This is a genomic window from Brevundimonas sp., from assembly GCF_041911375.1.
In the GTDB taxonomy this organism is placed as follows: Bacteria; Pseudomonadota; Alphaproteobacteria; order Caulobacterales; family Caulobacteraceae; genus Brevundimonas.
In genome coordinates this window covers 1-20007 of the sequence record NZ_JAYRPA010000009.1, presented here as the reverse complement: position 1 = coordinate 20007, position 20007 = coordinate 1, and the positions used below count along the sequence as shown (strand labels likewise).

The window sequence follows — 20007 nt, the reverse complement described above, 5'->3', positions numbered from 1 at the left end:
CGCGACCGATCCGGCCCCGCGCGCCGAGCAGCCCCGCCCCTCGCCCGTCGCGCCGCCCGAGCGGATCGTCGAACGGGTGGTCGAGCGCGCGCGGGCGCGACGCAAGCTGCCGGACCGTCGCAAGGGCTATATCCAGAAGGCCGCCGTGGGCGGGCACAAGGTCTACATCCACACCGGGGAGTACGAGGACGGCGAACTGGGGGAGATCTTCATCGACATGCACAAGGAGGGCGCCGCCTTCCGCAGCCTGATGAACAACTTCGCCATCGCCATCTCCATCGGCCTGCAATACGGCGTGCCGCTGGACGAGTTCGTGGACGCCTTCGTCTTCACGCGGTTCGAGCCGGCGGGGCGGGTGACGGGCAATGACTCCATCCGCTCGGCGACGTCGATCCTGGACTACATCTTCCGCGAGCTGGGCGTATCCTATCTGGACCGCCACGAGCTGGCCAACGCCGAACCGGAGCTGAACGCCGACGGCCTGGGCCACAACGCGCCGGAGGAGGCTGTGCCCGCCGCCCGGTTCATCTCCAAGGGCTTCGCCCGCGGCTCCGCGCCCGACAACCTGGTCGTCCTGCCCTTCGGCAAGAAGTCTGAGCCGGACGTCCGCGCCACCGCGCCCACCGAGGCGGTCGCTTGCCCGTCCTGCGGCGACTTCAGCCTGCAGCAGCGGGGCCCCGGCTGGGTCTGCGACACCTGCGGGGCGGCGCCGGGCCACTACGGCGCCGATCAGGGCTAAGTTAAGGGATATGGCCTAGGCCTTGCTGCAAGACGACGAACGTCGGAGCCCGGTCCATGAAACGTACAATCCGCCTCAGCCTGATCGCCGCCGCCCTGGCGGCCGCCGCCTCGCCCGTGCTGGCGCAGAACGCCGGCCAGATATCCAGCGTCCGCGCGGGCCGCAGCTGCCCCGGCTGCAACCTGTTCCAGGGCGACTTCTCGGGCCTGGAGGCGCGCGGGCTGAACCTGGCCGGCGCGCGGCTCCGCCAGTCGGACCTGAGCCTGAGCGTCATGAACCGCACCCGCTTCTCCAACGCCGACCTGCGCGACGTGGAGGCCTATGGCGGCGTGTTCTCGGGTTCCAGCTTCGCAGGCGCCAATCTGACCAACGCCAGCTTCGTCGGGGCCTATCTGGAGGGCGCCAACTTCTCGCGCGCGACCCTGGCGGGAACCAACCTGTCCGGCGCCCAGCTGGCGCGCGCCACCGGGCTGACGCAGGGCCAGCTGAACCAGGCCTGCGGCGACAGCTCCACCGTCCTGCCCGGAAGCCTGCGCATTCCCGCCTGCTGAGCGCCCGCGACCTTTCCACGATGTAACGAAATTACCTCGATTTAAGTAGGTATGACGGGTGTTTCGAGGCATTCAGGCATCGTGAAACAGATTGCTCGATATCGCCCCCATCGCTTCAAGGCCGCTCTGGTCGTCGCCGGTGGAATGCTGATCGCCTCGCCCGCCCTGGCCGGCGTCGAGATGAGCCTGCAGGATCGCGACGTGGCGCGTTCGATGTCGCTGGGCGGGTCGTGCAACCGTTGCGAACTGTCGGGCCGGAACCTGTCCGGGGCGACCTTCACCGGCGCCAGCTTCATGAACGCCACCCTGGTCGGCGCCAATCTGCGCGGCGCCGAGATGATGGGCTCCAACTTCACCGGCAGCGACTTCAGCCGCGCCAACCTGTCGGGCGTCGAGATCGTCGGCGCAAACTTCTCCTCGGCGAACTTCACCAGCGCCGTCCTGTCGGGAGCCGAGGCGCAGGGCGCCTCCTTCGTCAGGGCCAATATGACGCGCGTCGACCTGTCGAGCGCCGAACTGCACGGCGTGAACTTCAACGGGGCCACCCTGACCGACGCAAACTTCTCGCATAGCGAGCTGTTCGGCGCGACCCTGGCCAATGTCCGCGCGGCGGGCGCCGATTTCAGCGACGCGGAGATCACCGCCTCCAACCTGTCCAACGGGGACTTCTCGGGGGCCGACTTCTCGGACGCGCAACTGGACGGCGCCCGGCTGACCGGCGGGCGGTTCGCCCGCGCGGACTTTTCCGACGCTTCGCTGCGCCGGACCGACATTCGCGGGGCCGACCTGTCCGGCGCGCGCGGCCTGACGCAATCTCAGGTCAGCGAGGCCTGCGGCGACGGCTCGACCCGCCTGCCCGGCCGCCTGAGCGCCCAAGCCTGTCGGGGCGGCGTGCGCGTGGTCCGCTCGCCCCCGGCGCCGCCCGTTCCGCCTCGGGTGCGCAACATCGTCATCGCCTCGGACCACTAGAAACAAGAAAGGGGACGCCGCAGCGTCCCCTTTTCCGTTTCGGCCCTCAGCCCGCGATCAGACCTTGATCGGCGGCGCGGTGCGGATGTGCAGTTCCTTCAGCTGCTTGTCGGCGACCGGCGACGGCGCGCTCATCAGAAGATCCTCGCCCTGCTGGTTCAGCGGGAAGGCGATGACCTCGCGGATGGCCTGCTGGCCGGCCAGCAGCATGACGATGCGGTCGATGCCGGGGGCCAGGCCGCCGTGCGGCGGGGCGCCGAAGCGGAAGGCGTTCAGCATGCCGCCGAACTGCTCCTCGACCACCGAGGCGTCGTAGCCGGCGATGTCGAAGGCCTTCAGCATGATCTCGGCCTTGTGGTTCCGGATCGCGCCCGAGCACAGCTCATAGCCGTTGCAGACGATGTCGTACTGATAGGCGCGGATGGTCAGGGGATCCTGGGTCTCCAGGGCCTCCAGTCCGCCCTGCGGCATGGAGAACGGGTTGTGAGAGAAGTCGACCTTCTTCTCTTCTTCCGACCATTCGAACATCGGGAAGTCGACGATCCAGCAGAACTTGAACTGGTCCTCATCGACCAGCTTCAGCTCCGTGCCGACGCGCGTGCGGGCGAGGCCCGCGAACTTGGCGAAGACCGACGGCTGGCCGGCGACGAAGAAGGCGGCGTCGCCCTGGCCAAGGCCCAGCGAGGTCATCAGGGCCTGCGTCGGCTCCTGACCCAGGTTCTTGGCGATCGGGCCGCCCCAGGCGCCCTGGTCGTCGGACCAGAAGATGTAGCCCAGGCCCGGCTGACCTTCGCCCTGCGCCCACGAGTTCATGCGGTCGCAGAAGGCGCGCGATCCGCCGGTCGGGGCCGGGATGGCCCAGACGGCGTTCTTTTCGTCGGCGCCCAGGATCTTGGCGAACAGGCCGAAACCGCCGTCGCGGAAGTGGTCGGACACCACCTGCATCTTGATCGGGTTGCGCAGGTCCGGCTTGTCCGAGCCGTACCAGGCCATCGACTGGGCGTAGGTGAGGCGTTCGAAGCCCTTGTGCTCAAAGGTGTCGCCGAAGTCGTTCGTGAAGGTGTGAGTCTGGTCGATGGGCGAGACCGGCTTGCCCTCGCCGAACTCCTCGAAAACGCCGTGCATGACGGGCTCGATCGCCGCGAAGACATCCTCTTGCGTAACGAAGCTCATCTCGACGTCGAGCTGGTAGAATTCCAGCGACCGGTCGGCGCGCAGGTCCTCGTCGCGGAAGCAGGGCGCGATCTGAAAGTAGCGGTCGAAGCCGGACACCATCAGCAGCTGCTTGAACTGCTGGGGCGCCTGCGGCAGGGCGTAGAACTTCTCGGGATGCAGGCGGCTGGGCACCAGGAAGTCGCGCGCGCCTTCGGGCGACGAAGCCGTCAGGATCGGGGTCTGATACTCCAGGAAGCCCTGGCCGAACATGCGGTTGCGGATCGACTGGATCACGCGCGAGCGCAGCACGATGTTCTTGTGCAGGGTCTCGCGGCGCAGGTCCAGATAACGGTGCTTGAGGCGGATTTCCTCCGGATACTCCGGCTCGCCGAAGACCGGCAGCGGCAGTTCGGCGGCTTCCGACAGGACCTCGACGCCCTGGACGCGGACCTCGATCTGGCCAGTCGGCAGGTTGGGGTTCACCACCCCTTCGTCGCGGGCGACCACCTCGCCGTCCACGCGGATCACGCTTTCGGCGCGCAGGCGCTCGACGGCCTCGAAGCCGGGCGTCTCCGGGTGCAGCACCAGCTGCGTCAGGCCGTAGTGGTCGCGCAGGTCGATGAACAGCAGGCCGCCGTGATCGCGCTTCCTGTGCACCCACCCGGAAAGGCGGACGGCGGAACCGGCGTCGGAGGCGCGGAGCGCGCCGCAGGTGTGGGAGCGGTAGGCGTGCATGAGAATCGTCTAAACAGGCCGCGCGCGCGGCGAAAATCGGAAGCGGCGTAGGGCGCATCATCGCCCCCGAAAGTCAAGGTTTCGGCCGTTGCAAAGCCCGCTTCGGCGCGCGATAGCCGGACGTCCCAATCCGCGAGGCCGCCCATGTTCGTCGTCACCATCACCTACACCCAGCCGATCGAGGCCATCGAGGCGAAGACGGTCGAACACCGCGAATGGCTGGACCAGCACGTCGCCAGCGGCCTGATCGTCGCGGCAGGACCGATGGTCCCGCGCACCGGCGGCATACTGGTCTGCGCCAGCAAGGGCACCAAGGAGGAGCTGGAGGCCCTGCTGAAGGACGACCCGTTCCAGGCGCACGGCCTGGCCGACTATGTTGTGACCGAGTTCAAGGCCGGCAAGCTGAACCCCGCCATGGCCCCCTTCGCCTGATTTCATCCACAGGGCGCGACGTCCCTCCACGGAACCAACAGGCCGGGGCCACGCGGTTAACGTCGCCGTCTGCTATGACCGGCTCATGCCTGCGGCCATCGCCCTGTCCACGACACCCGCCGAGCAGCTTCGGCTGCCGCTGGAGCGGCATGGCGAGACGGCCGCCTTCGTCACCTCCGACAGCAACGCCGAGGCCGTTCGGACTCTGGCCCGCTGGCCGGACGGCGTGGGCGCGGTGCTAGCGCTGCACGGCCCGGCGGGGTCGGGCAAGAGCCGGCTGGCCGCCGCCTGGGCCGAGCGTGTCGGCGCCATGCCGCTGCACGGGGCCGAGGCGGGGCTGATCGATCCGCTGGAGCTGGAGGGTCGGCCTGTCCTGCTGGACCGCGCTCCCGACGCCGACGACGAGAGCCTGTTTCACCTGATCAATCTGGCCAACGCCGGCGGGGGCGCCCTGCTGCTGGTGTCGCGGGCGGCGCCGCGGGCCTGGGACGTCGTCCTGCCCGATCTGCGTTCACGGCTGGACGCGGTGCGGACCGTGGCGGTCGAGCCGCCGGACGACGTCGTGCTGTCGGCCATCCTGCGCGCCCGCTTCGCCGAGCGCAGCATCGCCCCGTCCGAGGAGGTCATCGCCTATCTGGTGCGACGTCTGGATCGGTCGGCCGCGGCGGCGTCGCTGGTGGTCGAAAGGCTGGACGCCCGCCACCGCCCGGTGACCCGCGCCCTGGCCCGCGAAGTCCTTGACGCGCTGGCGCCTTCGGCCCTGACCGCCGACGACTGACCCCCGGCGACTGCCCCCCGACGACTGCCCCTCGACAACTGACCGGGCGCAACGGCCGAGACGCCACGCTCAAATCGTCGCATCACGCTTGCGGCCGTCACAGTCGCGCGCGACAACCGCCCCATGAGCGACGCATCCATCCACGACGTCACCCGGGGCGAGGAAGTCCCGGCGTCCCGCGCCCCGCAGCTGGCGCTGAACGAGGAGCTGATGGCCTCGCCCGCGCGGTTCTTCAACCGCGAGACCTCCTGGCTGGCGTTTAACGAGCGGGTGCTGGAAGAGGCGGCCAATCCGAACCATCCGCTGCTGGAGCGACTGAGGTTCCTGTCGATCTCGGCCAACAACCTCGACGAATTCTTCATGACGCGCGTCGCCGGCCTGAAGGGGCAGCTGCGCGAGCGCGTGCGCGTCCTGTCCGCCGACGGCCTGACCCCGGCCGAGCAGCTTGAGCGGATCAACCTGTCGGCCGGCGAACTGATGGTCGAACAGCAGGTGCGCTGGCGCCAGCTGAAGAAGGAGCTGACCACCGCCGGGATCGAGGTGGTCGACCGCAACCGCATCACCAAGACCGAAAGGGACCGGCTGGAGCCCGAGTTTCTGAACCAGCTGTTCGCCGTGCTGACCCCGCTGGCGATCGACCCGGCGCACCCCTTCCCCTTCCTGCCCAACCTGGGCTTCTCCCTGGCGTTGAAACTGAAGCGCAAGGGCGAGGCCAAGACCTTCTACGCCCTGGTGCCGGTGCCCACCCAGGTGCGCCGCTTCTGGGAGCTGCCGACCGACGGCCGCTCCACGCCGGGCCGCAAGCGGTTCATCACGCTGGAAAACGTGCTGCTGCTGTTCATCGACCACCTCTTCCCCGGCTGCGACGTGCTGGAGAAGGGCGTGCTGCGGCTGATCCGCGACAGCGACATCGAGATCGAGGAAGAGGCCGAGGACCTGGTGCTGGAGTTCGAGGAGGCGCTGAAGCAGCGCCGCCTGGGCTCGGTCGTGCGGGTCAAGATCGAGGCTTCCATGCCCGCGGACCTGCGCGACTTCATCGTCGGCGAACTGGAGGCGGCCCCTCAGGACGTCGTGCTGGTCGACGGCATGCTGGGCCTGGCGCAGCTGTCGGACCTGATCCCCGGCGGCCACCCCGACCTGAAGTTCCGGGGCTATGAGCCCCGCTATCCCGAGCGGGTCCGCGACAACGGCGGCGACGTCTTCGCCGCCATTCGCGAGAAGGACATGCTGATCCACCACCCGTTCGAGAGCTTCGACGTGGTGGTGCAGTTCCTGCGCCAGGCGGCGCGCGATCCCAACGTCATCGCCATCAAGCAGACGCTGTATCGCACCTCCAAGGACAGCCCCATCGTCGCCGCCCTGATCGAGGCGGCCGAGAACGGCAAGAACGTCACGGCCCTGGTGGAGCTGAAGGCGCGCTTCGACGAAGAGGCCAACCTGCGCTGGGCCCGGGCGATGGAGCGTGCGGGCGTCCATGTCGTCTTCGGCTTCGTCGAGTACAAGACCCACGCCAAGCTGAGCGTGGTCGTGCGGCGCGAGGGCGACGGGCTGAAGACCTACTGCCACTTCGGGACCGGCAACTACCACCCGCTGACGGCCAGGGTTTACACCGACCTGTCGCTGTTCAGCTGCGATCCGGTGCTCGGCCGCGACGCGACCAAGGTGTTCAACTACATCACCGGTTACGCCACCCCGGACCACCTGGAGGCGCTGGTGGTCTCGCCGCTGGACATGAAGTCGACGCTGATCGAGCTGATCGGCAAGGAGATGTCTGCGGCCGCCATGGGCAAGCCGGCGGCGATCTGGGTCAAGCTGAACTCGCTGGTCGATCCCCAGATCATCGACGCCCTGTACCGCGCCAGCCAGTGGGGCGTGCGCATCGACCTGGTGGTGCGCGGCATCTGCTGCCTGCGGCCGGGCGTGCCGGGCCTGTCGGAGAACATCCGGGTCAAGTCGATCGTGGGCCGCTTCTTGGAGCACAGCCGCATCGTCTGCTTCGCCAACGGCAAGGACCTGCCGCATGACAAGGCCAAGGTGTTCATCTCCTCGGCCGACTGGATGACCCGCAACCTGGACCGCCGGGTCGAGCTGATGACCCCGATCCGCAACGCCACGGTGCACGACCAGGTGCTGGACCAGATCATGGTGGCGAATCTGAAGGATGACGCCCAGAGCTGGGTGCTGGACGCCGAAGGGCGCTATACCCGCGTCATTCCCGCCGATCCGGAGCGGCCCTTCTCGGCCCACAAATACTTCATGACCAATCCCAGCCTGTCGGGGCGCGGACGCAAGGTGAAGACCCTGCCGGCCGCCCTGCGCTACGAACCGCGCTGACGCGGATGATCGAGGCCCTGCCCCCGTCGCGTGACATCGCGGCCATCGACATCGGCTCCAACTCGGTTCGCCTGGTCCTCTACCGGCTGGAAGGCCGGGCGATCTGGACCGTGTTCAACGAAAAGGTTCTGGCCGGCCTGGGCCGCGACCTGGCGACGACCGGCCGGCTGTCGCCGGACGGCGTGACCCTGGCAATGACGGCGCTGCGCCGCTTCGCCGCCGTGCTGGAGGGCGTGCGGCCCGAACGGACGCTGATCGCCGCCACCGCCGCCGTGCGCGAAGCGACGGACGGCCCGGCCTTCTGTGAGCGCGTGGCGGCCGAGACCGGCCTGCATATCCGCGTCCTGTCAGGCGAGGAGGAGGCGAAGTACGCCGCCATGGGCGTGCTGGCCGGCGCGCCCGACGCCCACGGGGTCTCTGCCGACATGGGCGGCGCCAGCCTGGAGCTGACCCGGCTGAACGGGCACGGCGTGGAGCATGGCCTGACCCTTCCGCTGGGGCCGTTCGCCCTGCTGGACCCTAAGGGATTCGCCGCTGAACGCCTGCGCCGCACGATCGACGCCCGGTTGAAGCCTGTCGCGGCCGACTTCAGGGCCGACACCCTCTACGCCGTCGGCGGAGCCTGGCGGACGCTGGCTCAGGTGCACATGGGGTTGCGCGACTATCCCCTGCGAGTCGTCCATCAGTACGCCCTCACCGCCGATGAGGCCCTGGAGACCGCCCGTCTGGTCGCGCGCCAGTCGCGCGGCGGTCTGGAAAAACTCCCCGGCGTGTCGAAGAAGCGGGCCGAGACCCTGCCCTACGCCGGACTGGTGCTCGAGGGCCTGATCGAGCGGCTGGGACTGCAGCGGATCGAAATGTCGGCCTGGGGCGTGCGCGAGGGCCTGGTCTTCGAAACCCTGGACGAGGAGCTGAAGGCGACCGACCCCCTGCTTGCCGGAACGGCGGCCCTGGGCCTGCGTCAGGGCGTGGCCGCCGCCTTGCCCGGCGCACTGAACGGCTGGATCGCCGAGGTGGTGGCCGCCCTGCCGTCTGCGTTCGGGACCGCCCGCGACGACGTCCTGACCGCGGCGGCCTGCAACCTGGCCGACCTGGGCGCGCGACTTCACCCCGATCACCGCGTCGAGCTGGTGTTCGACCAGGTGCTGCGGGCGCCCGTCGCCGGCCAGACCCATGCCGAGCGCGCCTTCCTGGCCGCCGTCCTGAACGCACGGTACGGCGGCGATCCGGCGACGCCCGAGCCTCACGCCGTCGACCGTCTGCTGGGCGAAGACGCCTGGACGCGGGCGCGGGCGCTGGGCCAGGCCATCCGCCTGGCGTGCGACCTGTCCGGCCGTTCGCCGCAGCTTTTGGCCAACGCTCGCGCCACGGTCGGCAAGGGCGAACTGCGCCTGACGGCGACGGAGGGCTACGCCGACGTCCTGCTGGGCGAGCAGACGCGCAAGAGGGCCAAGGCCCTGGCCGAGACCATGGGCCTGACGCTGTCGATCTAGACAGGCGTGACCGATGGGTTCAGCGTCCCCGGATCAGACCGGAGGCGATCCCATGCCCGTGACTGGAATTGGCGGCTTCTTCTTTCGCGCCCAGGATCCCGCGGCGCTGTCCGCCTGGTATCTGAAGCATCTGGGCGTCGGCGCGCCTGAGGGCGCCTTTCTGTGGGATCAGCAGGCGGGCCCGACCGTCTTTGCGCCGTTCAAGGAGAGCAGCGACTATTTCGCCGCCGACAGGCGCTGGATGCTGAACCTGCGCGTCGAAGGCCTGGACGACTTGCTGGCCGCGCTGCGGGCCGAGGGGATCGAAATCATCACCAACGCCGAATGGGACGCCGCCCCCGAGGTCGGCCGCTTCGCGCGCATCTACGATCCCGAGGGCAATCCCATTGAACTGTGGGAGCCGCCGGCGAGCGCGGCCTAGCCCTCGATCTCGACCACTTCGACGCGGGGGCCGTTCAGCACCAGGGCGATCTCGCCGCGCTTCAGCTTCAGGGCGTCCTCGCCGAACAGCTGGCGGCGCCAGCCCTTCATGGCGTCGATGTCGGCGTCGTCGCTGACGGCGATCTGCTCCAGATCAGCGACGGTCGCGATAAGCTTGGACGCCACGCCGGCGTTGTCGCTCTTGGCCTTCAGCAGCACCTTCAGCAGTTCGACGACCGACGGCGGCGCCGGCTGGCGATGCGCGGGCCGCGCCATCTCGGGCGCATGGGCTTCCGGGTCGGCCAGGACGCGCTTCAGCTCCTCGGCCAGCTCCAGACCCAGGCGTGAGCCGCCGAATCCCTTGGGCACCGAGCGCAGGCGATTGAAGGCGTCCGGATCGGTGGGGGTCTGCTGCGCGATCTCGTCGACGCCTTCGTCCTTCAGGATACGGCCGCGCGGCTGGTCGCGTTCCTGCGCCGCGCGCTCGCGCCACACGGCGACGGCCTTGAAGGCGGCCAGGTACTTTGCCGAGAACTTCTTGGGCTTCAGCCGCTTCCAGGCGTTCTCGGGATTGGTGTCGTAGAGCGCGGGATCGACCAGACCCTCCATCTCCGACGTCACCCAGTCCAGGCGGCCGTCCTTCGCCAGCCGATCCCGCAGCTTGGGATAAAGCGCCGCGAGGTGGGTCACGTCGCCCAGCGCATAGGTTAGCTGGTTGTCCGAAAGCGGCCGGCGGGCCCAGTCGGTGAAGCGGCTGCCCTTGTCCAGATCGATGCGCAGCATCTGCCGCACCAGCGAATCATAGGCGACCTGCTCGCCGAAGCCGGCGGCCATGGCCGCGACCTGGGTGTCGAACATGGGCGTGGGCATGGCGCCCAGCCGCACGAAGATCTCCACGTCCTGTCGGCAGGCGTGGAACACCTTCACGATGTTCGGATCGCGCAGCAGGTCCAGGAACGGTTCCAGGTCCAGCCCGTCGGCCATCGGATCGATGATTCCGGCGTGATCGGCGGAGGCCGCCTGGATCAGGCACAGCCTGGGCCAGTAGGTCGTCTCGCGCATGAACTCGGTGTCGACCGCGATGAAGGGCGCTTTGGACAGGCGGGCGCAAAACTCGGCCAGCGCCTCATTGGTGGTGATCGGCGTCATTCCGATGCTATAGCCCCGCGCGATCCCCTCGTGGCAAGAGCGCCGCGACACATTTCCGCCCCTGATTCAGGTCCGTGACCCATGAGCGACACCGATAACCGCCTCTCGAACGGCCTGACCTACGCCGATGCGGGCGTCGATATCGATGCCGGCGAGATGCTGGTCGAGCACATCAAACCGCTGGCGAAGTCCACGGCGCGTCCGGGATCGGAGCCGTCGCTGGGCGGATTCGGCGCCCTGTTCGACCTCAAGGCCGCCGGCTTCGAGGATCCGCTGATCGTCACCACGACCGATGGCGTCGGCACCAAGCTGAAGATCGCCATCGAGACCGGCCGTCACGACGGGGTCGGCGTCGACCTGGTCGCCATGTGCGTCAACGACCTGCTGGCCCAGGGCGCCGAGCCCCTGCTGTTCCTCGACTACTACGCCACGGGCCGGCTGGAGATCGACGCCGCGCGGCGGGTCGTCGCCGGCATCGCCGAGGGCTGCCGCCAGGCCGGCTGCGCCCTGGTCGGCGGCGAGACCGCCGAAATGCCCGGCATGTACACCGACGGCGACTACGACCTGGCCGGCTTCAGCCTGGGCGCGGTCGAACGCGGTCACGCCCTGCCCTATCTGGATCGTCAGACGGCCGGCGACGTCATCATCGGCCTGGCCTCGACCGGTCCGCACTCGAACGGCTACTCGCTGGTGCGCAAGGTGGTCGAGAAGTCCGGTCTGGCCTGGGGCGACGACGCCCCCTTCGCCAAGGACCGCTCGCTGGCCCAGGCCCTGATGGAGCCAACCCGCATCTATGTGAAGCCGGTGCTGCCGCTGATGAAGGCGGGACTGGTCAAGGGCGCGGCCCACATCACCGGCGGCGGCCTGATCGAAAACCCGCCGCGCTGCATCGCCGAGGGCCTGAAGGCTGCGTTCGACTGGGATTCGTGGCCCATGCCGCAGGTGTTCCAGTGGCTGGCCGAAACCGGCGGAATCAGCGACCACGAGATGCGCCGCACCTTCAACTGCGGCGTGGGCTTCATCCTGATCGTCTCGCCCGAGAACGCCGAGCCGGTGCTCGCGGAACTGCTGAACGCCGGCGAGGTCGCCTTCGTGTGCGGACAGCTGGAAGCGGCCTGATCCCGTGAAGACCCGCGTCGCGGTCCTGATCTCCGGGGCCGGCTCCAACATGGCCGCGCTGATCGACGCCGGACGGGCGCCGGACAGCGCCTATGAGGTCGTCCTGGTCGTCGCCAACGTCGAGGACGCCGGCGGCCTGACCGTCGCCCGGGCCAAGGGCGTCTCAGCCGTGGCCGTGCCCCACCGCCCCTTCGGCAAGGACCGCGAGGCCCATGAGACGGCGATCGACACCGCCCTTCAGGATGCGGGGGTCGAGGTCGTGGCGCTGGCTGGCTACATGCGCGTGCTGACGCCCTGGCTGGTCGGCGGCTGGCGCGGTCGGATGCTGAACATCCACCCCAGCCTGCTGCCGCTCTACCCGGGCCTGGACACCCACGCCCGCGCCCTGTCGGCCGGGGACGCCGAGGCGGGCTGCACCGTCCACCTGGTGACCGAGGGGGTGGACGAAGGCGCCGTCCTGGCCCAGGCCCGCGTCCCGGTCCAGGCGGACGACACGCCCGCCAGCCTGGCGCAACGGGTTCTGGCGGCCGAACACGCCCTTTATCCGCAGACTCTCGACGCCTTCTGCCGGTCTCTGCACACGCGCTAGATTACGAAAACTTCATGCGACAGCCTGTCGCAGGGCGCGCAAATGGCCCAGCCTTTCGTGAAGTGAGACCCGAAATGAACCGTATCCGCATGATGGCCGTCTGCTCGGCCTGTCTGATCGCCGCCATGGGCGGCGGCGCCTCCGCCCAGGAAGCCGCGCCGCAGATCGCCCCCTGGGGCTTCGACCTGGCCGGCCGCGACCTGGCGGTGAAGCCGGGCGACAGCTTCAATGAATACGCCAACGGGACCTATCTGCGGAACACCGAGATCCCGGCCGACAAGACCAGCTTCGGCCCCTTCGACGTCCTGTACGAAAACTCCCAGGCCCAGCTGCGCGCCATCATCGAGGCCAGCGCGGCCAACCCGACCAACGACAACGCCGCCAAGGTGGGCGCGCTGTACGCCAGCTTCATGGACGAGGCGCGGGTCGAGCAGCTGGACGCGCGTCCGCTGGAGGCCGACCTGGCGGCGGTCAAGGCGGTCGGCGACCACGCGGCCATGGCGCGGCTGATGGGCCAGAGCCATTCCGGCTTCGGCGGCTCCCTGTTCGGCGTCGACGTGTTCGAGGACCTGCAAAAGCCGGATCTGAACTCGGCCTATATCGGCCAGGGCTCGCTGGGCCTGCCCGACCGCGACTACTATCTGAAGCCGGATTTCGCCGAGCAGCGCCAAGCCTATCTCGCCTATCTGGCGCGCACCCTCAGCGCCATCGGCTGGGCCGAGCCCGAAAAGGCCGCGGCCGACATCCTGGCGTTCGAGACCAAGGTCGCCGAGAAACAATGGACCACGGTCGAACGCCGCCAGATCGACAAGCTGTACAACCCGACCAAGGGCGCCGACCTGGCCGCGATGGCGCCCGGCTTTGACTGGACCGCCTTCCTGCAGGGCGCCCAGATCGCCGACGTGGACACCCTGGTCGTGATGGAGAACACGGCCATCCCCGGCATCGCCCAGGTCTTCGCCGACACGCCGATCGAGACGCTGAAGGCGTGGCAGGCCTTCCAGGTCGTCGACCAGGCCAGCCCGTATCTGTCCAACGCCTTCGTCGATTCCCGCTTCGACTTCCGCGGCAAGACGCTGCGCGGCCAGCCGGAGAACCGTCCGCGCTGGAACCGGGGCGTCGCCCTGGTCGACGGCCAGCTGGGCGAGGTGCTGGGTCAGGAATACGTCCGCCTGCACTTCCCGGCCTCGTCCAAGGCGCAGATGGACACGCTGGTGGCCAATCTGCTGGCGGCCATGACCGAACGCCTGAAGACCCTGGACTGGATGAGCGAGCCCACCCGCGAACAGGCGCTATACAAGGCGTCCAAGTTCGGCGTTAAGATCGGCTATCCCGAGAAGTGGCGCAGCTACGACGGCTTGGAGCTGACCGCCGACGACCTGTACGGCAACGTCGAGCGGTCCAGCGCCTTCGAGTGGGCCTACAAGCGCGGCAAGATCGGCCAGCCGGTCGATCCGCTGGAGTGGGGCATGACGCCCCAGACGGTGAACGCCTACTACAACCCGCCGCGCAACGAGATCGTCTTCCCGGCCGCCATCCTGCAGGCGCCCTTCTTCGATCCCAACGCGGATCCGGCCGTGAACTACGGCGGGATCGGCGCGGTCATCGGCCATGAGATCACCCACGGCTTCGACGATCAGGGCCGCAAGTCCGACGGCGACGGCGTGCTGCGCGACTGGTGGACGGCCGAGGACGCGACCCGGTTCGAGGCGCGCGCCAAGGTGCTGGGCGACATCTACAACGCGCTGGAGCCCGTGCCCGGCATGCACGTCAACGGCGACCTGACCATGGGCGAGAACATCGCCGACCTGGGCGGGCTGCTGCTGGCGCTGGACGCCTACCACAAATCGTTGAACGGCCAGCCTGCGCCCGTCATCGACGGCCTGACCGGCGAACAGCGCGTCTTCCTGGGCTGGGCGCAGGTCTGGCGCGAGAAGTCGCGCGAGGCGGCGCTGCGCGAGCAGCTGACCACCGACCCGCACTCGCCCGGCTCGGCGCGCGCCGCCACGCCCCCTCGCAACATCGACGCCTGGTACGCCGCCTTCGGCGTCTCGCCGGGCGAGAAGGAATACATCGCCCCCGACGCCCGCGCCCGCATCTGGTGACGGGCGCCGACTGAACAAGGAAAAGGCCCGGAGCGGAACGCTCCGGGCCTTCTTCGTATCGGGGAGGCCGAAGGTCTTACTTCGGCGTCGTCACGGCGCCGGCCACGCCGCCGATGGCGGCGCCGGCGACGGTCGAACCGGTGTTGCCGCCCAGCACCTGGCCGGCGACGGCGCCGCCCAGGGCGCCCGTGGCGGCGCGTTGCTCCATGGTCTGGCCGCAGGCGGCCAGCAGGGCCACGGCGCCGATCACGGGGGTCAGTTTCAGAATGGTCTTCATTGTTGTTCTCCTTGGGGAGGCGAGACGATGCAGACCAAACGAAAAGGCCCGGGTCCGGTTCCGGACTCGGGCCTTTGTTATAGCGCTAAGGGCTAGAGCGCTGAGGCTCAGCCGACGATCTGGTCGTCGGTGAAGAACTGCGCGATCTCGATCTTGGCGTTGTCCAGCGAGTCCGAACCGTGGACCGAGTTCTCGCCGATCGACAGGGCGAACAGCTTGCGGATGGTGCCTTCGGCGGCCTGTTCCGGATTGGTGGCGCCCATGACTTCGCGGTACTTGGCGACGGCGTTGTCGCCTTCCAGCACCTGGACCACGACCGGCTCGGCGGTCATCTGCTCGACCAGCTCGCCGTAGAACGGGCGCTCGGCGTGGACTTCGTAGAACTTCTTGGCCTGGTCGGTCGTCAGCTTGACGCGGCGCTGGGCGACGATGCGCAGGCCGGCGTCCTCGATGACGGCGTTGATCTTGCCCGTCAGGTTGCGACGGGTCGCGTCCGGCTTGATGATCGAGAAGGTGCGTTCGGTCATGGAGGTGACTTCTTGTTTGGGAGATTGAAGGTCGCGGGCTTATAGCGACGACCTCCCGCGTTTCCAACTGTCCCTTTTCATGTCCCACCACGCCCGTCGCGCCGCGATCGGCGGCCCCGGGGACGATTTCAGATTTCGACTGTCCATGCTCCAGATCACCAACCTGACGTTCAACGCCTGGGGCCGCCAGTTTCTGGACGACGCCTCCGTCAGCCTGCCGCCGGGGTCCAAGGTCGGTCTGGTCGGCCGCAACGGCATCGGCAAGTCGACGCTGTTCAAGCTGGTGCTGGGCGAGCTGGCCGCCAATGGCGACGAAGTCTCCCTGCCCAAGACCGCCCGGGTGGCGTCGGTCGATCAGGAACATCCCGCCACGCCGGTCACCGTGCTGGATACGATCCTGGAAGCCGACGTCGAGCGCCACGACCTGATGACCCGGCTGGAGACCGCCGAGCCGGAGGAAATGGGCGAGATCTGGATGCGGCTGATCGAGATCGACGCCGAATCCGCCCCTGCCCGCGCTTCTGAAATCCTGGTGGGCCTAGGCTTCAGCCAGGAGGACATCCAGCGTCCGATGTCGCACTTCTCGGGCGGCTGGCGGATGCGGGTGGCGCTGGCGGCGGCACTGTTCGCCGAGCCGGACATGCTGCTGCTGGACGAACCGACCAACTACCTCGACCTGGAAGGGGCGCTGTGGCTGGAGAGCCGCCTGAAGAAATATCCGCACACCGCCCTGATCATCTCCCACGACCGCGAGATGCTGAACGAGGTCTGCACCCACATCCTGCACCTGGCGAACCGCAAGCTGGAGCTCTACACCGGCAACTACGACCAGTTCGAAAAGGCCCGCGCCGAAAAGGCCCGGCTGCAGCTGTCGGCCAAGGCCAAGCAGGACGCCGAGCGCGCCCACCTGCAGGCCTTCGTCGACCGGTTCAAGGCCAAGGCGTCCAAGGCCGCCCAGGCCCAATCCCGCATGAAGCGCCTGGCCAAGATGGAGCCCGTCTCGACCACCATCGAGGAGCGCGTCGCCCCCTTCACCCTGCCCTCTCCGCCGCGCCCGCTCGCCCCGCCGCTGATCCGGCTGGAGCGGGCCAATGTCGGCTATGAGCCGGGCAAGCCGATCCTGCGCAATCTGAACCTGCGCATGGACCTGGACGACCGCATCGGTCTTCTGGGCGTCAACGGGGCCGGCAAGTCGACCTTCGCCAAGATGATCGCCGGCGCCCTGGACGTCGAGACCGGCGAACTGCACCGCGACCGCAAGATGCGCGTGGGCTGGTTCCACCAGCACCAGATCGAGGCGATGGACCCGACCGACACGCCGCTGGAGATCATCCGCCGCGCCATGCCCGACGCGCCGGAAAGCGCGCGCCGCTCCAAGCTGGCGCAGTTCGGCCTGGGCTATGAGAAGCAGGAGACCACCGTCGCCAGCCTGTCCGGCGGCGAACGCGCGCGGCTGCTGCTGAACATGGTGGCGATGGACGCGCCGCACATCCTGATCCTGGACGAACCGACCAACCACTTGGACATCGACAGCCGCCGCGCCCTGCTGGACGCGCTGAACGACTATTCCGGCGCCGTCATCCTGATCACCCACGACCGCTCGCTGATGGAGCTGGTCGCCGACCGGCTGTGGCTGGCGGCGGACGGCACGGTCAAGCCGTTCGAAGGCGACATGGACGACTATGCGAAGTTCGTTCTGGACCGCGCCAAACAGCTGGGCGCGAAGCCCAGCCAGGTGAAGGCCGAGCCGGCGGCCGTCTCTGCGGCGGCGCCCTCAGGCAGCGAAGGCGCGCCCCCCAGCGACAAGTTTAAAAAGAAGGGCGGCCCCTCCCCCTCGACCTTGCGCCACGCGGTGAAGAAGGCCGAGCAGGAGATGGCGCGACTGACGGCCGAACTCGCCCGCATCGACGACGACCTGACCAACGCCGCCGTCAGCGATCCGAAGAAGCTGGAAGGCCTGACGCGCGCCCGTGCGCGCGTCCAGGCCGATCTGGAGGCCGCCGAGACGGCCTGGGTCGCAGCCGAGGAAGCCCTGGCCGAGGTCGCCTGACGATCGATCGAGGTCTTTCCGGAAAGAACGGGGGTCCACGACGCCCCGCTCAGGCCCAGCGCAGAGCCGGGGACATGGGTCGAGGCGATCTCCCGTCTGGAGCGGGGCGACGGCTGAGAAAAGGCTAAGGTTACGGCCGGAGCTGCGCGCCTTGGCGGCCGAACGGGCCGCCGCGCTTCAGGGTCTGACCGCCATCTTCGTCGTGGTGCTGAAGGAGATCGACGGCCTGCCCCGCATGCTGGCCCGCGTCGGCGTGATCCTGTCCGAACGGGCCGACATCCTGTCCCATTCCATCGAGGAACTGGGCGAGATGGCGCTGCCGGTGCTGGTCGTGACCGTCCTGCTGCAACTGGCCCGCTCGACAGCCGCCGCGCCCGCCGCCCTGACGCTTCCCCCTTGCGACGCCAGGGCGTGATCCGCACGTTTCGGCGCGTTCGGCGGTGACGGCCGGGCGTCGCCGTTGACCGCAGGGGTCTGGAAGCGGCGGCGCAAAGAGCGGGGAAATGGCGGAGACGGAGACCGTCTAACTTTCCAGTGGTGACGGGCATTTGCGGGCCATCTGAACCCTCCGCCCTAAAACGCGCCCTAAGCCGCGCTGTCGATAGGGCCGAAGTGCCGCTCCAGCTCCGCCCTCGGGATGAAGACGCGCCGACCCCGGTGACGCGCCACGATCTCCCCAGCCTTCACCATCTTGGACAGCGTGTTACGGCTCGTGCCGGTGGCTGCGACGGCTTCCTTGTAGGAGTAGGCGATCTTCCCGCCGTTGTCGTTCGCCGCGCTCATTGCCAGATCCCCTTCCTCTCCCGCCGCGCCGCGTTCTCTTCCGAACGGTACGGGTCGCCGTAGTTGGTCTCGCTGATGGCCAGGCCTTCGCGAACGAGCGTCCGCCCCATGTCTCGACCGTTGACGGTGCAGACCACGACCTTGCGGCGGTAACGATCGGTGTCGACGACAGAGCATCGGGCGCCGCGGGCCGCCAGCTGGCGAGCTCGCGCCCGCGCTTCCGTCGCGGTGGAGCGGGCGATCGGAGAACAGGCCCAGATATCCGGCCGTTGACGGCACCGGGTGAACGGAGCGAGCTCTCCGGCGTCGACGCCCTGGAGCCGCACAGAATGATTGGCGGCGTCAGCGGTGCGGCACCGGCCTGAATCGGCATCGTGCATCACCAGGGTGAGGCAAATCAGGACAGCAGCGCTCACAGGTCAGCTCCGGCGGCGAGCCTCGTCTTCAAGCCGACCTTCTCGCTCGTAGCATTGAACTTTCGAATAACAGCCTCCAGCAGATCGATCCCATAGTGCATGGCGATAAGATCCGCGCAGATCACGACGTCGGCCAGTTCGTCGGCGAGCTCCTCGACGCTCGCGCGAGACCCGCGGATGCCCAAACGCTCCCGCTCCAGCTTCTTGATGACGTTGCACGCCTCGCCGACCTCACCGGCCAGTTCGTTGCCCCGGTAGGCGGCAGTGATTTGGGCGTCGGCATCCCATTCGCGTTGGCGAGCTTCATTGGCTGAGCGGAGAGTCGTGTGATCAGTCATGAGCGAACTCGTAGATGATGCGTCGGATGCGGTCATGGTCATTGGGGTGGTCATGCGGCGCCGTCCTTGTGCTGGCGCCGCAGTTCGGAAGCCTGATGCTCGATCCGCGCGATGGCGAGGACGGCGGGCTTCAATTCATCGGGCGCGTCGTCGTACGCGAGGGTGCGGCTGGCACGACCGCCGTTCAGGCGGGGCAGAACGCCGCGCGGGATGGCGATCCAGTTCGCGGGATCGGTGTTGGTCTTGTCGCCGTCGAGGCACTTCAGACAGTGGCCCTCGGGAACCGGTCCGTTCGTCTTTTCCCAGAGGTAGCGGTGCTTGTGGACCGGACGGGTTTCGGCGCCCGACCAAGGGTTCGGCTCCGCGACGACCATGATGACATAGCCGTCCTTCGGGCAGATGGATTCGTGGCCCGCGCCTCGATAGGTGTGGGGCCGGTTGTCCTTCTGGAACTGCGTCCGCCGCGCGTTGGGATGGCGGCCCCCCTGCCCTTCGGGGCAGCGCTTGCCCTTGTTCGCTGGCGCATGGCCCTTCGCGAAGTGTCCGGTGCGACCCGTCTTCCAGCCCCTCCGTTTCCGAAGGGCATTTAGGTTCTGCGGCCGCACGTCCTCACGCGAGAAGACCTCGACGAAGGCGCGGTGATAGTCCGTGATCGGCAGCAGTCGGTTGGCCTCGAGCCACACCATTTCAGCCGCGCTGAACTTGCGGTGCCGCCCCTTGTATCGGTCGCCCTCTCGTCCGGTCTTCCAGGCGCCGCCTTCGCCGATCCAGGTCGAGCGGATGAACTGATAGAGGCCGGACGCGCTGGACGACCTCGCCTGGACGTAGGGCTGGTTGGCGCTCTCGATCTTCGAAAGCATCGGCCAATAGTCGTCGGGGATTTCGCTGGAGGGGACCGCCGGCATGGTGACGCCCGCCAGCGCCGCCAACTCCCGGAGCTTGGTCTCGGTGTCGGTCCCAGCCCAGCCGTCTTCCTTCAGCCCGAAGGTGCGTTGGAATAGGCGAACGAAGTCGTCATCGCTGAGAACAGCCATGGTCAGTCTCCATG

At 68.4% G+C, this 20007-nt stretch carries 20 protein-coding genes and 1 pseudogene; 13 read left to right on the top strand and 8 right to left on the bottom strand.

Annotated features, from left to right (window positions below):
• The 3 genes and pseudogenes from ACE3PU_RS01265 to ACE3PU_RS01255 form a co-directional block, all read left to right on the top strand.
• Positions 1-739 (top strand): annotated as a pseudogene (locus ACE3PU_RS01265) (TSCPD domain-containing protein); the annotation flags it as partial.
• A gap of 56 nt (positions 740-795) precedes the next feature.
• On the top strand, positions 796-1290 hold the full coding sequence (locus tag ACE3PU_RS01260) for a pentapeptide repeat-containing protein (RefSeq protein WP_374385823.1): 495 nt from the start codon (positions 796-798) through the stop codon (positions 1288-1290).
• 81 nt (positions 1291-1371) lie between these two features.
• Positions 1372-2259 (top strand): pentapeptide repeat-containing protein, encoded by an 888-nt coding sequence (locus ACE3PU_RS01255; RefSeq protein WP_374385821.1) that lies wholly within the window; start codon positions 1372-1374, stop codon positions 2257-2259.
• Between the two features lie 57 nt (positions 2260-2316).
• On the opposite strand, the gene aspS is transcribed toward ACE3PU_RS01255, so the two are convergent.
• Positions 2317-4149, bottom strand: a complete 1833-nt coding sequence (gene aspS / locus ACE3PU_RS01250) for an aspartate--tRNA ligase (RefSeq protein WP_374385819.1) — start codon at positions 4147-4149, stop codon at positions 2317-2319.
• A gap of 144 nt (positions 4150-4293) precedes the next feature.
• Between aspS and ACE3PU_RS01245 the strand changes: the two genes are divergently transcribed.
• The 5 genes from ACE3PU_RS01245 to ACE3PU_RS01225 all read left to right on the top strand — a co-directional run bounded on the left by ACE3PU_RS01245 (position 4294) and on the right by ACE3PU_RS01225 (position 9607).
• The gene (locus ACE3PU_RS01245) at positions 4294-4581 is read left to right on the top strand and encodes a YciI family protein (RefSeq protein WP_374385816.1); all 288 of its coding nucleotides are present in this window, start codon (positions 4294-4296) and stop codon (positions 4579-4581) included.
• Between the two features lie 85 nt (positions 4582-4666).
• On the top strand, positions 4667-5359 hold the full coding sequence (locus ACE3PU_RS01240; protein WP_374385814.1) for a chromosomal replication initiator DnaA: 693 nt from the start codon (positions 4667-4669) through the stop codon (positions 5357-5359).
• A gap of 123 nt (positions 5360-5482) precedes the next feature.
• Complete coding sequence (locus ACE3PU_RS01235) at positions 5483-7693, top strand: RNA degradosome polyphosphate kinase (protein WP_374385811.1); 2211 nt, start codon at positions 5483-5485, stop codon at positions 7691-7693.
• 5 nt (positions 7694-7698) lie between these two features.
• Positions 7699-9186 carry a Ppx/GppA family phosphatase gene (locus ACE3PU_RS01230; protein ID WP_374385809.1) on the top strand — a complete coding sequence of 496 codons (1488 nt, stop codon included), beginning with the start codon at positions 7699-7701 and terminating at the stop codon, positions 9184-9186.
• 52 nt (positions 9187-9238) lie between these two features.
• A complete protein-coding gene (locus ACE3PU_RS01225; protein ID WP_374385807.1) occupies positions 9239-9607 on the top strand; it encodes a VOC family protein in 369 nt (122 codons plus the stop codon).
• On the opposite strand, the gene rnd is transcribed toward ACE3PU_RS01225, so the two are convergent.
• The gene (gene rnd / locus ACE3PU_RS01220; protein WP_374385805.1) at positions 9604-10755 is read right to left on the bottom strand and encodes a ribonuclease D; all 1152 of its coding nucleotides are present in this window, start codon (positions 10753-10755) and stop codon (positions 9604-9606) included. The genes ACE3PU_RS01225 and rnd overlap by 4 nt on opposite strands.
• An 81-nt stretch (positions 10756-10836) precedes the next feature.
• Here rnd and purM point away from each other — a divergent pair, with 81 nt between their 5' ends.
• The 3 genes from purM (at position 10837) to ACE3PU_RS01205 (ending at position 14568) form a co-directional block, all read left to right on the top strand.
• A complete protein-coding gene (purM, locus tag ACE3PU_RS01215; RefSeq protein WP_374385803.1) occupies positions 10837-11874 on the top strand; it encodes a phosphoribosylformylglycinamidine cyclo-ligase in 1038 nt (345 codons plus the stop codon).
• Positions 11875-11878: 4 nt separating this feature from the next.
• Positions 11879-12463 carry a phosphoribosylglycinamide formyltransferase gene (purN, locus tag ACE3PU_RS01210; protein ID WP_374385801.1) on the top strand — a complete coding sequence of 195 codons (585 nt, stop codon included), beginning with the start codon at positions 11879-11881 and terminating at the stop codon, positions 12461-12463.
• A 74-nt stretch (positions 12464-12537) separates the two neighbouring features.
• Positions 12538-14568 (top strand): M13 family metallopeptidase, encoded by a 2031-nt coding sequence (locus ACE3PU_RS01205; protein WP_374385799.1) that lies wholly within the window; start codon positions 12538-12540, stop codon positions 14566-14568.
• Between the two features lie 76 nt (positions 14569-14644).
• Here the strand turns inward: ACE3PU_RS01205 and ACE3PU_RS01200 are convergent, their stop codons facing one another.
• Entirely contained in the window at positions 14645-14845 is a 201-nt protein-coding gene (locus ACE3PU_RS01200; RefSeq protein WP_292072909.1) for a hypothetical protein, read from the bottom strand.
• A gap of 107 nt (positions 14846-14952) precedes the next feature.
• Positions 14953-15372 carry a nucleoside-diphosphate kinase gene (ndk, locus tag ACE3PU_RS01195; RefSeq protein WP_374385797.1) on the bottom strand — a complete coding sequence of 140 codons (420 nt, stop codon included), beginning with the start codon at positions 15370-15372 and terminating at the stop codon, positions 14953-14955.
• A 145-nt stretch (positions 15373-15517) separates the two neighbouring features.
• Here ndk and ACE3PU_RS01190 point away from each other — a divergent pair, with 145 nt between their 5' ends.
• Both ACE3PU_RS01190 and ACE3PU_RS01185 read left to right on the top strand, forming a co-directional pair.
• The gene (locus tag ACE3PU_RS01190; RefSeq protein WP_374385795.1) at positions 15518-17422 is read left to right on the top strand and encodes an ABC-F family ATP-binding cassette domain-containing protein; all 1905 of its coding nucleotides are present in this window, start codon (positions 15518-15520) and stop codon (positions 17420-17422) included.
• A 151-nt stretch (positions 17423-17573) separates the two neighbouring features.
• Entirely contained in the window at positions 17574-17837 is a 264-nt protein-coding gene (locus tag ACE3PU_RS01185; protein WP_374385793.1) for a hypothetical protein, read from the top strand.
• 170 nt (positions 17838-18007) lie between these two features.
• Here the strand turns inward: ACE3PU_RS01185 and ACE3PU_RS01180 are convergent, their stop codons facing one another.
• The 4 genes from ACE3PU_RS01180 to ACE3PU_RS01165 are packed head-to-tail and all read right to left on the bottom strand — an operon-like array spanning position 18008 to position 19993.
• Positions 18008-18205, bottom strand: coding sequence for a helix-turn-helix domain-containing protein (locus ACE3PU_RS01180; RefSeq protein ID WP_374385791.1), 198 nt, complete (start codon positions 18203-18205; stop codon positions 18008-18010).
• Positions 18202-18621 (bottom strand): thermonuclease family protein, encoded by a 420-nt coding sequence (locus tag ACE3PU_RS01175; RefSeq protein WP_374385789.1) that lies wholly within the window; start codon positions 18619-18621, stop codon positions 18202-18204. Before ACE3PU_RS01175 ends, ACE3PU_RS01180 begins: the two co-directional genes overlap by 4 nt.
• Positions 18618-18959 (bottom strand): MazG-like family protein, encoded by a 342-nt coding sequence (locus tag ACE3PU_RS01170; RefSeq protein WP_374385787.1) that lies wholly within the window; start codon positions 18957-18959, stop codon positions 18618-18620. The genes ACE3PU_RS01175 and ACE3PU_RS01170 overlap by 4 nt, the downstream gene beginning before the upstream one ends.
• A gap of 50 nt (positions 18960-19009) precedes the next feature.
• Positions 19010-19993, bottom strand: coding sequence for an HNH endonuclease (locus tag ACE3PU_RS01165; RefSeq protein ID WP_374385785.1), 984 nt, complete (start codon positions 19991-19993; stop codon positions 19010-19012).
• Between the last annotated feature and the right edge of the window lie 14 nt (positions 19994-20007).

Coding starts and splice junctions, on each gene's coding strand:
- aspS (WP_374385819.1), bottom strand. CDS start 4,149: ATGCACGCCTACCGCTCCCACACCTGCGGCGCGCTCCGCGCCTCCGAC.
- ACE3PU_RS01225 (WP_374385807.1), top strand. CDS start 9,239: ATGCCCGTGACTGGAATTGGCGGCTTCTTCTTTCGCGCCCAGGATCCC.
- ACE3PU_RS01240 (WP_374385814.1), top strand. CDS start 4,667: ATGCCTGCGGCCATCGCCCTGTCCACGACACCCGCCGAGCAGCTTCGG.
- ACE3PU_RS01190 (WP_374385795.1), top strand. CDS start 15,518: ATGCTCCAGATCACCAACCTGACGTTCAACGCCTGGGGCCGCCAGTTT.
- ACE3PU_RS01235 (WP_374385811.1), top strand. CDS start 5,483: ATGAGCGACGCATCCATCCACGACGTCACCCGGGGCGAGGAAGTCCCG.
- ndk (WP_374385797.1), bottom strand. CDS start 15,372: ATGACCGAACGCACCTTCTCGATCATCAAGCCGGACGCGACCCGTCGC.
- ACE3PU_RS01205 (WP_374385799.1), top strand. CDS start 12,538: ATGAACCGTATCCGCATGATGGCCGTCTGCTCGGCCTGTCTGATCGCC.
- ACE3PU_RS01245 (WP_374385816.1), top strand. CDS start 4,294: ATGTTCGTCGTCACCATCACCTACACCCAGCCGATCGAGGCCATCGAG.
- ACE3PU_RS01260 (WP_374385823.1), top strand. CDS start 796: ATGAAACGTACAATCCGCCTCAGCCTGATCGCCGCCGCCCTGGCGGCC.
- ACE3PU_RS01165 (WP_374385785.1), bottom strand. CDS start 19,993: ATGGCTGTTCTCAGCGATGACGACTTCGTTCGCCTATTCCAACGCACC.
- ACE3PU_RS01200 (WP_292072909.1), bottom strand. CDS start 14,845: ATGAAGACCATTCTGAAACTGACCCCCGTGATCGGCGCCGTGGCCCTG.
- rnd (WP_374385805.1), bottom strand. CDS start 10,755: ATGACGCCGATCACCACCAATGAGGCGCTGGCCGAGTTTTGCGCCCGC.
- ACE3PU_RS01230 (WP_374385809.1), top strand. CDS start 7,699: ATGATCGAGGCCCTGCCCCCGTCGCGTGACATCGCGGCCATCGACATC.
- purM (WP_374385803.1), top strand. CDS start 10,837: ATGAGCGACACCGATAACCGCCTCTCGAACGGCCTGACCTACGCCGAT.
- ACE3PU_RS01180 (WP_374385791.1), bottom strand. CDS start 18,205: ATGAGCGCGGCGAACGACAACGGCGGGAAGATCGCCTACTCCTACAAG.
- ACE3PU_RS01170 (WP_374385787.1), bottom strand. CDS start 18,959: ATGACTGATCACACGACTCTCCGCTCAGCCAATGAAGCTCGCCAACGC.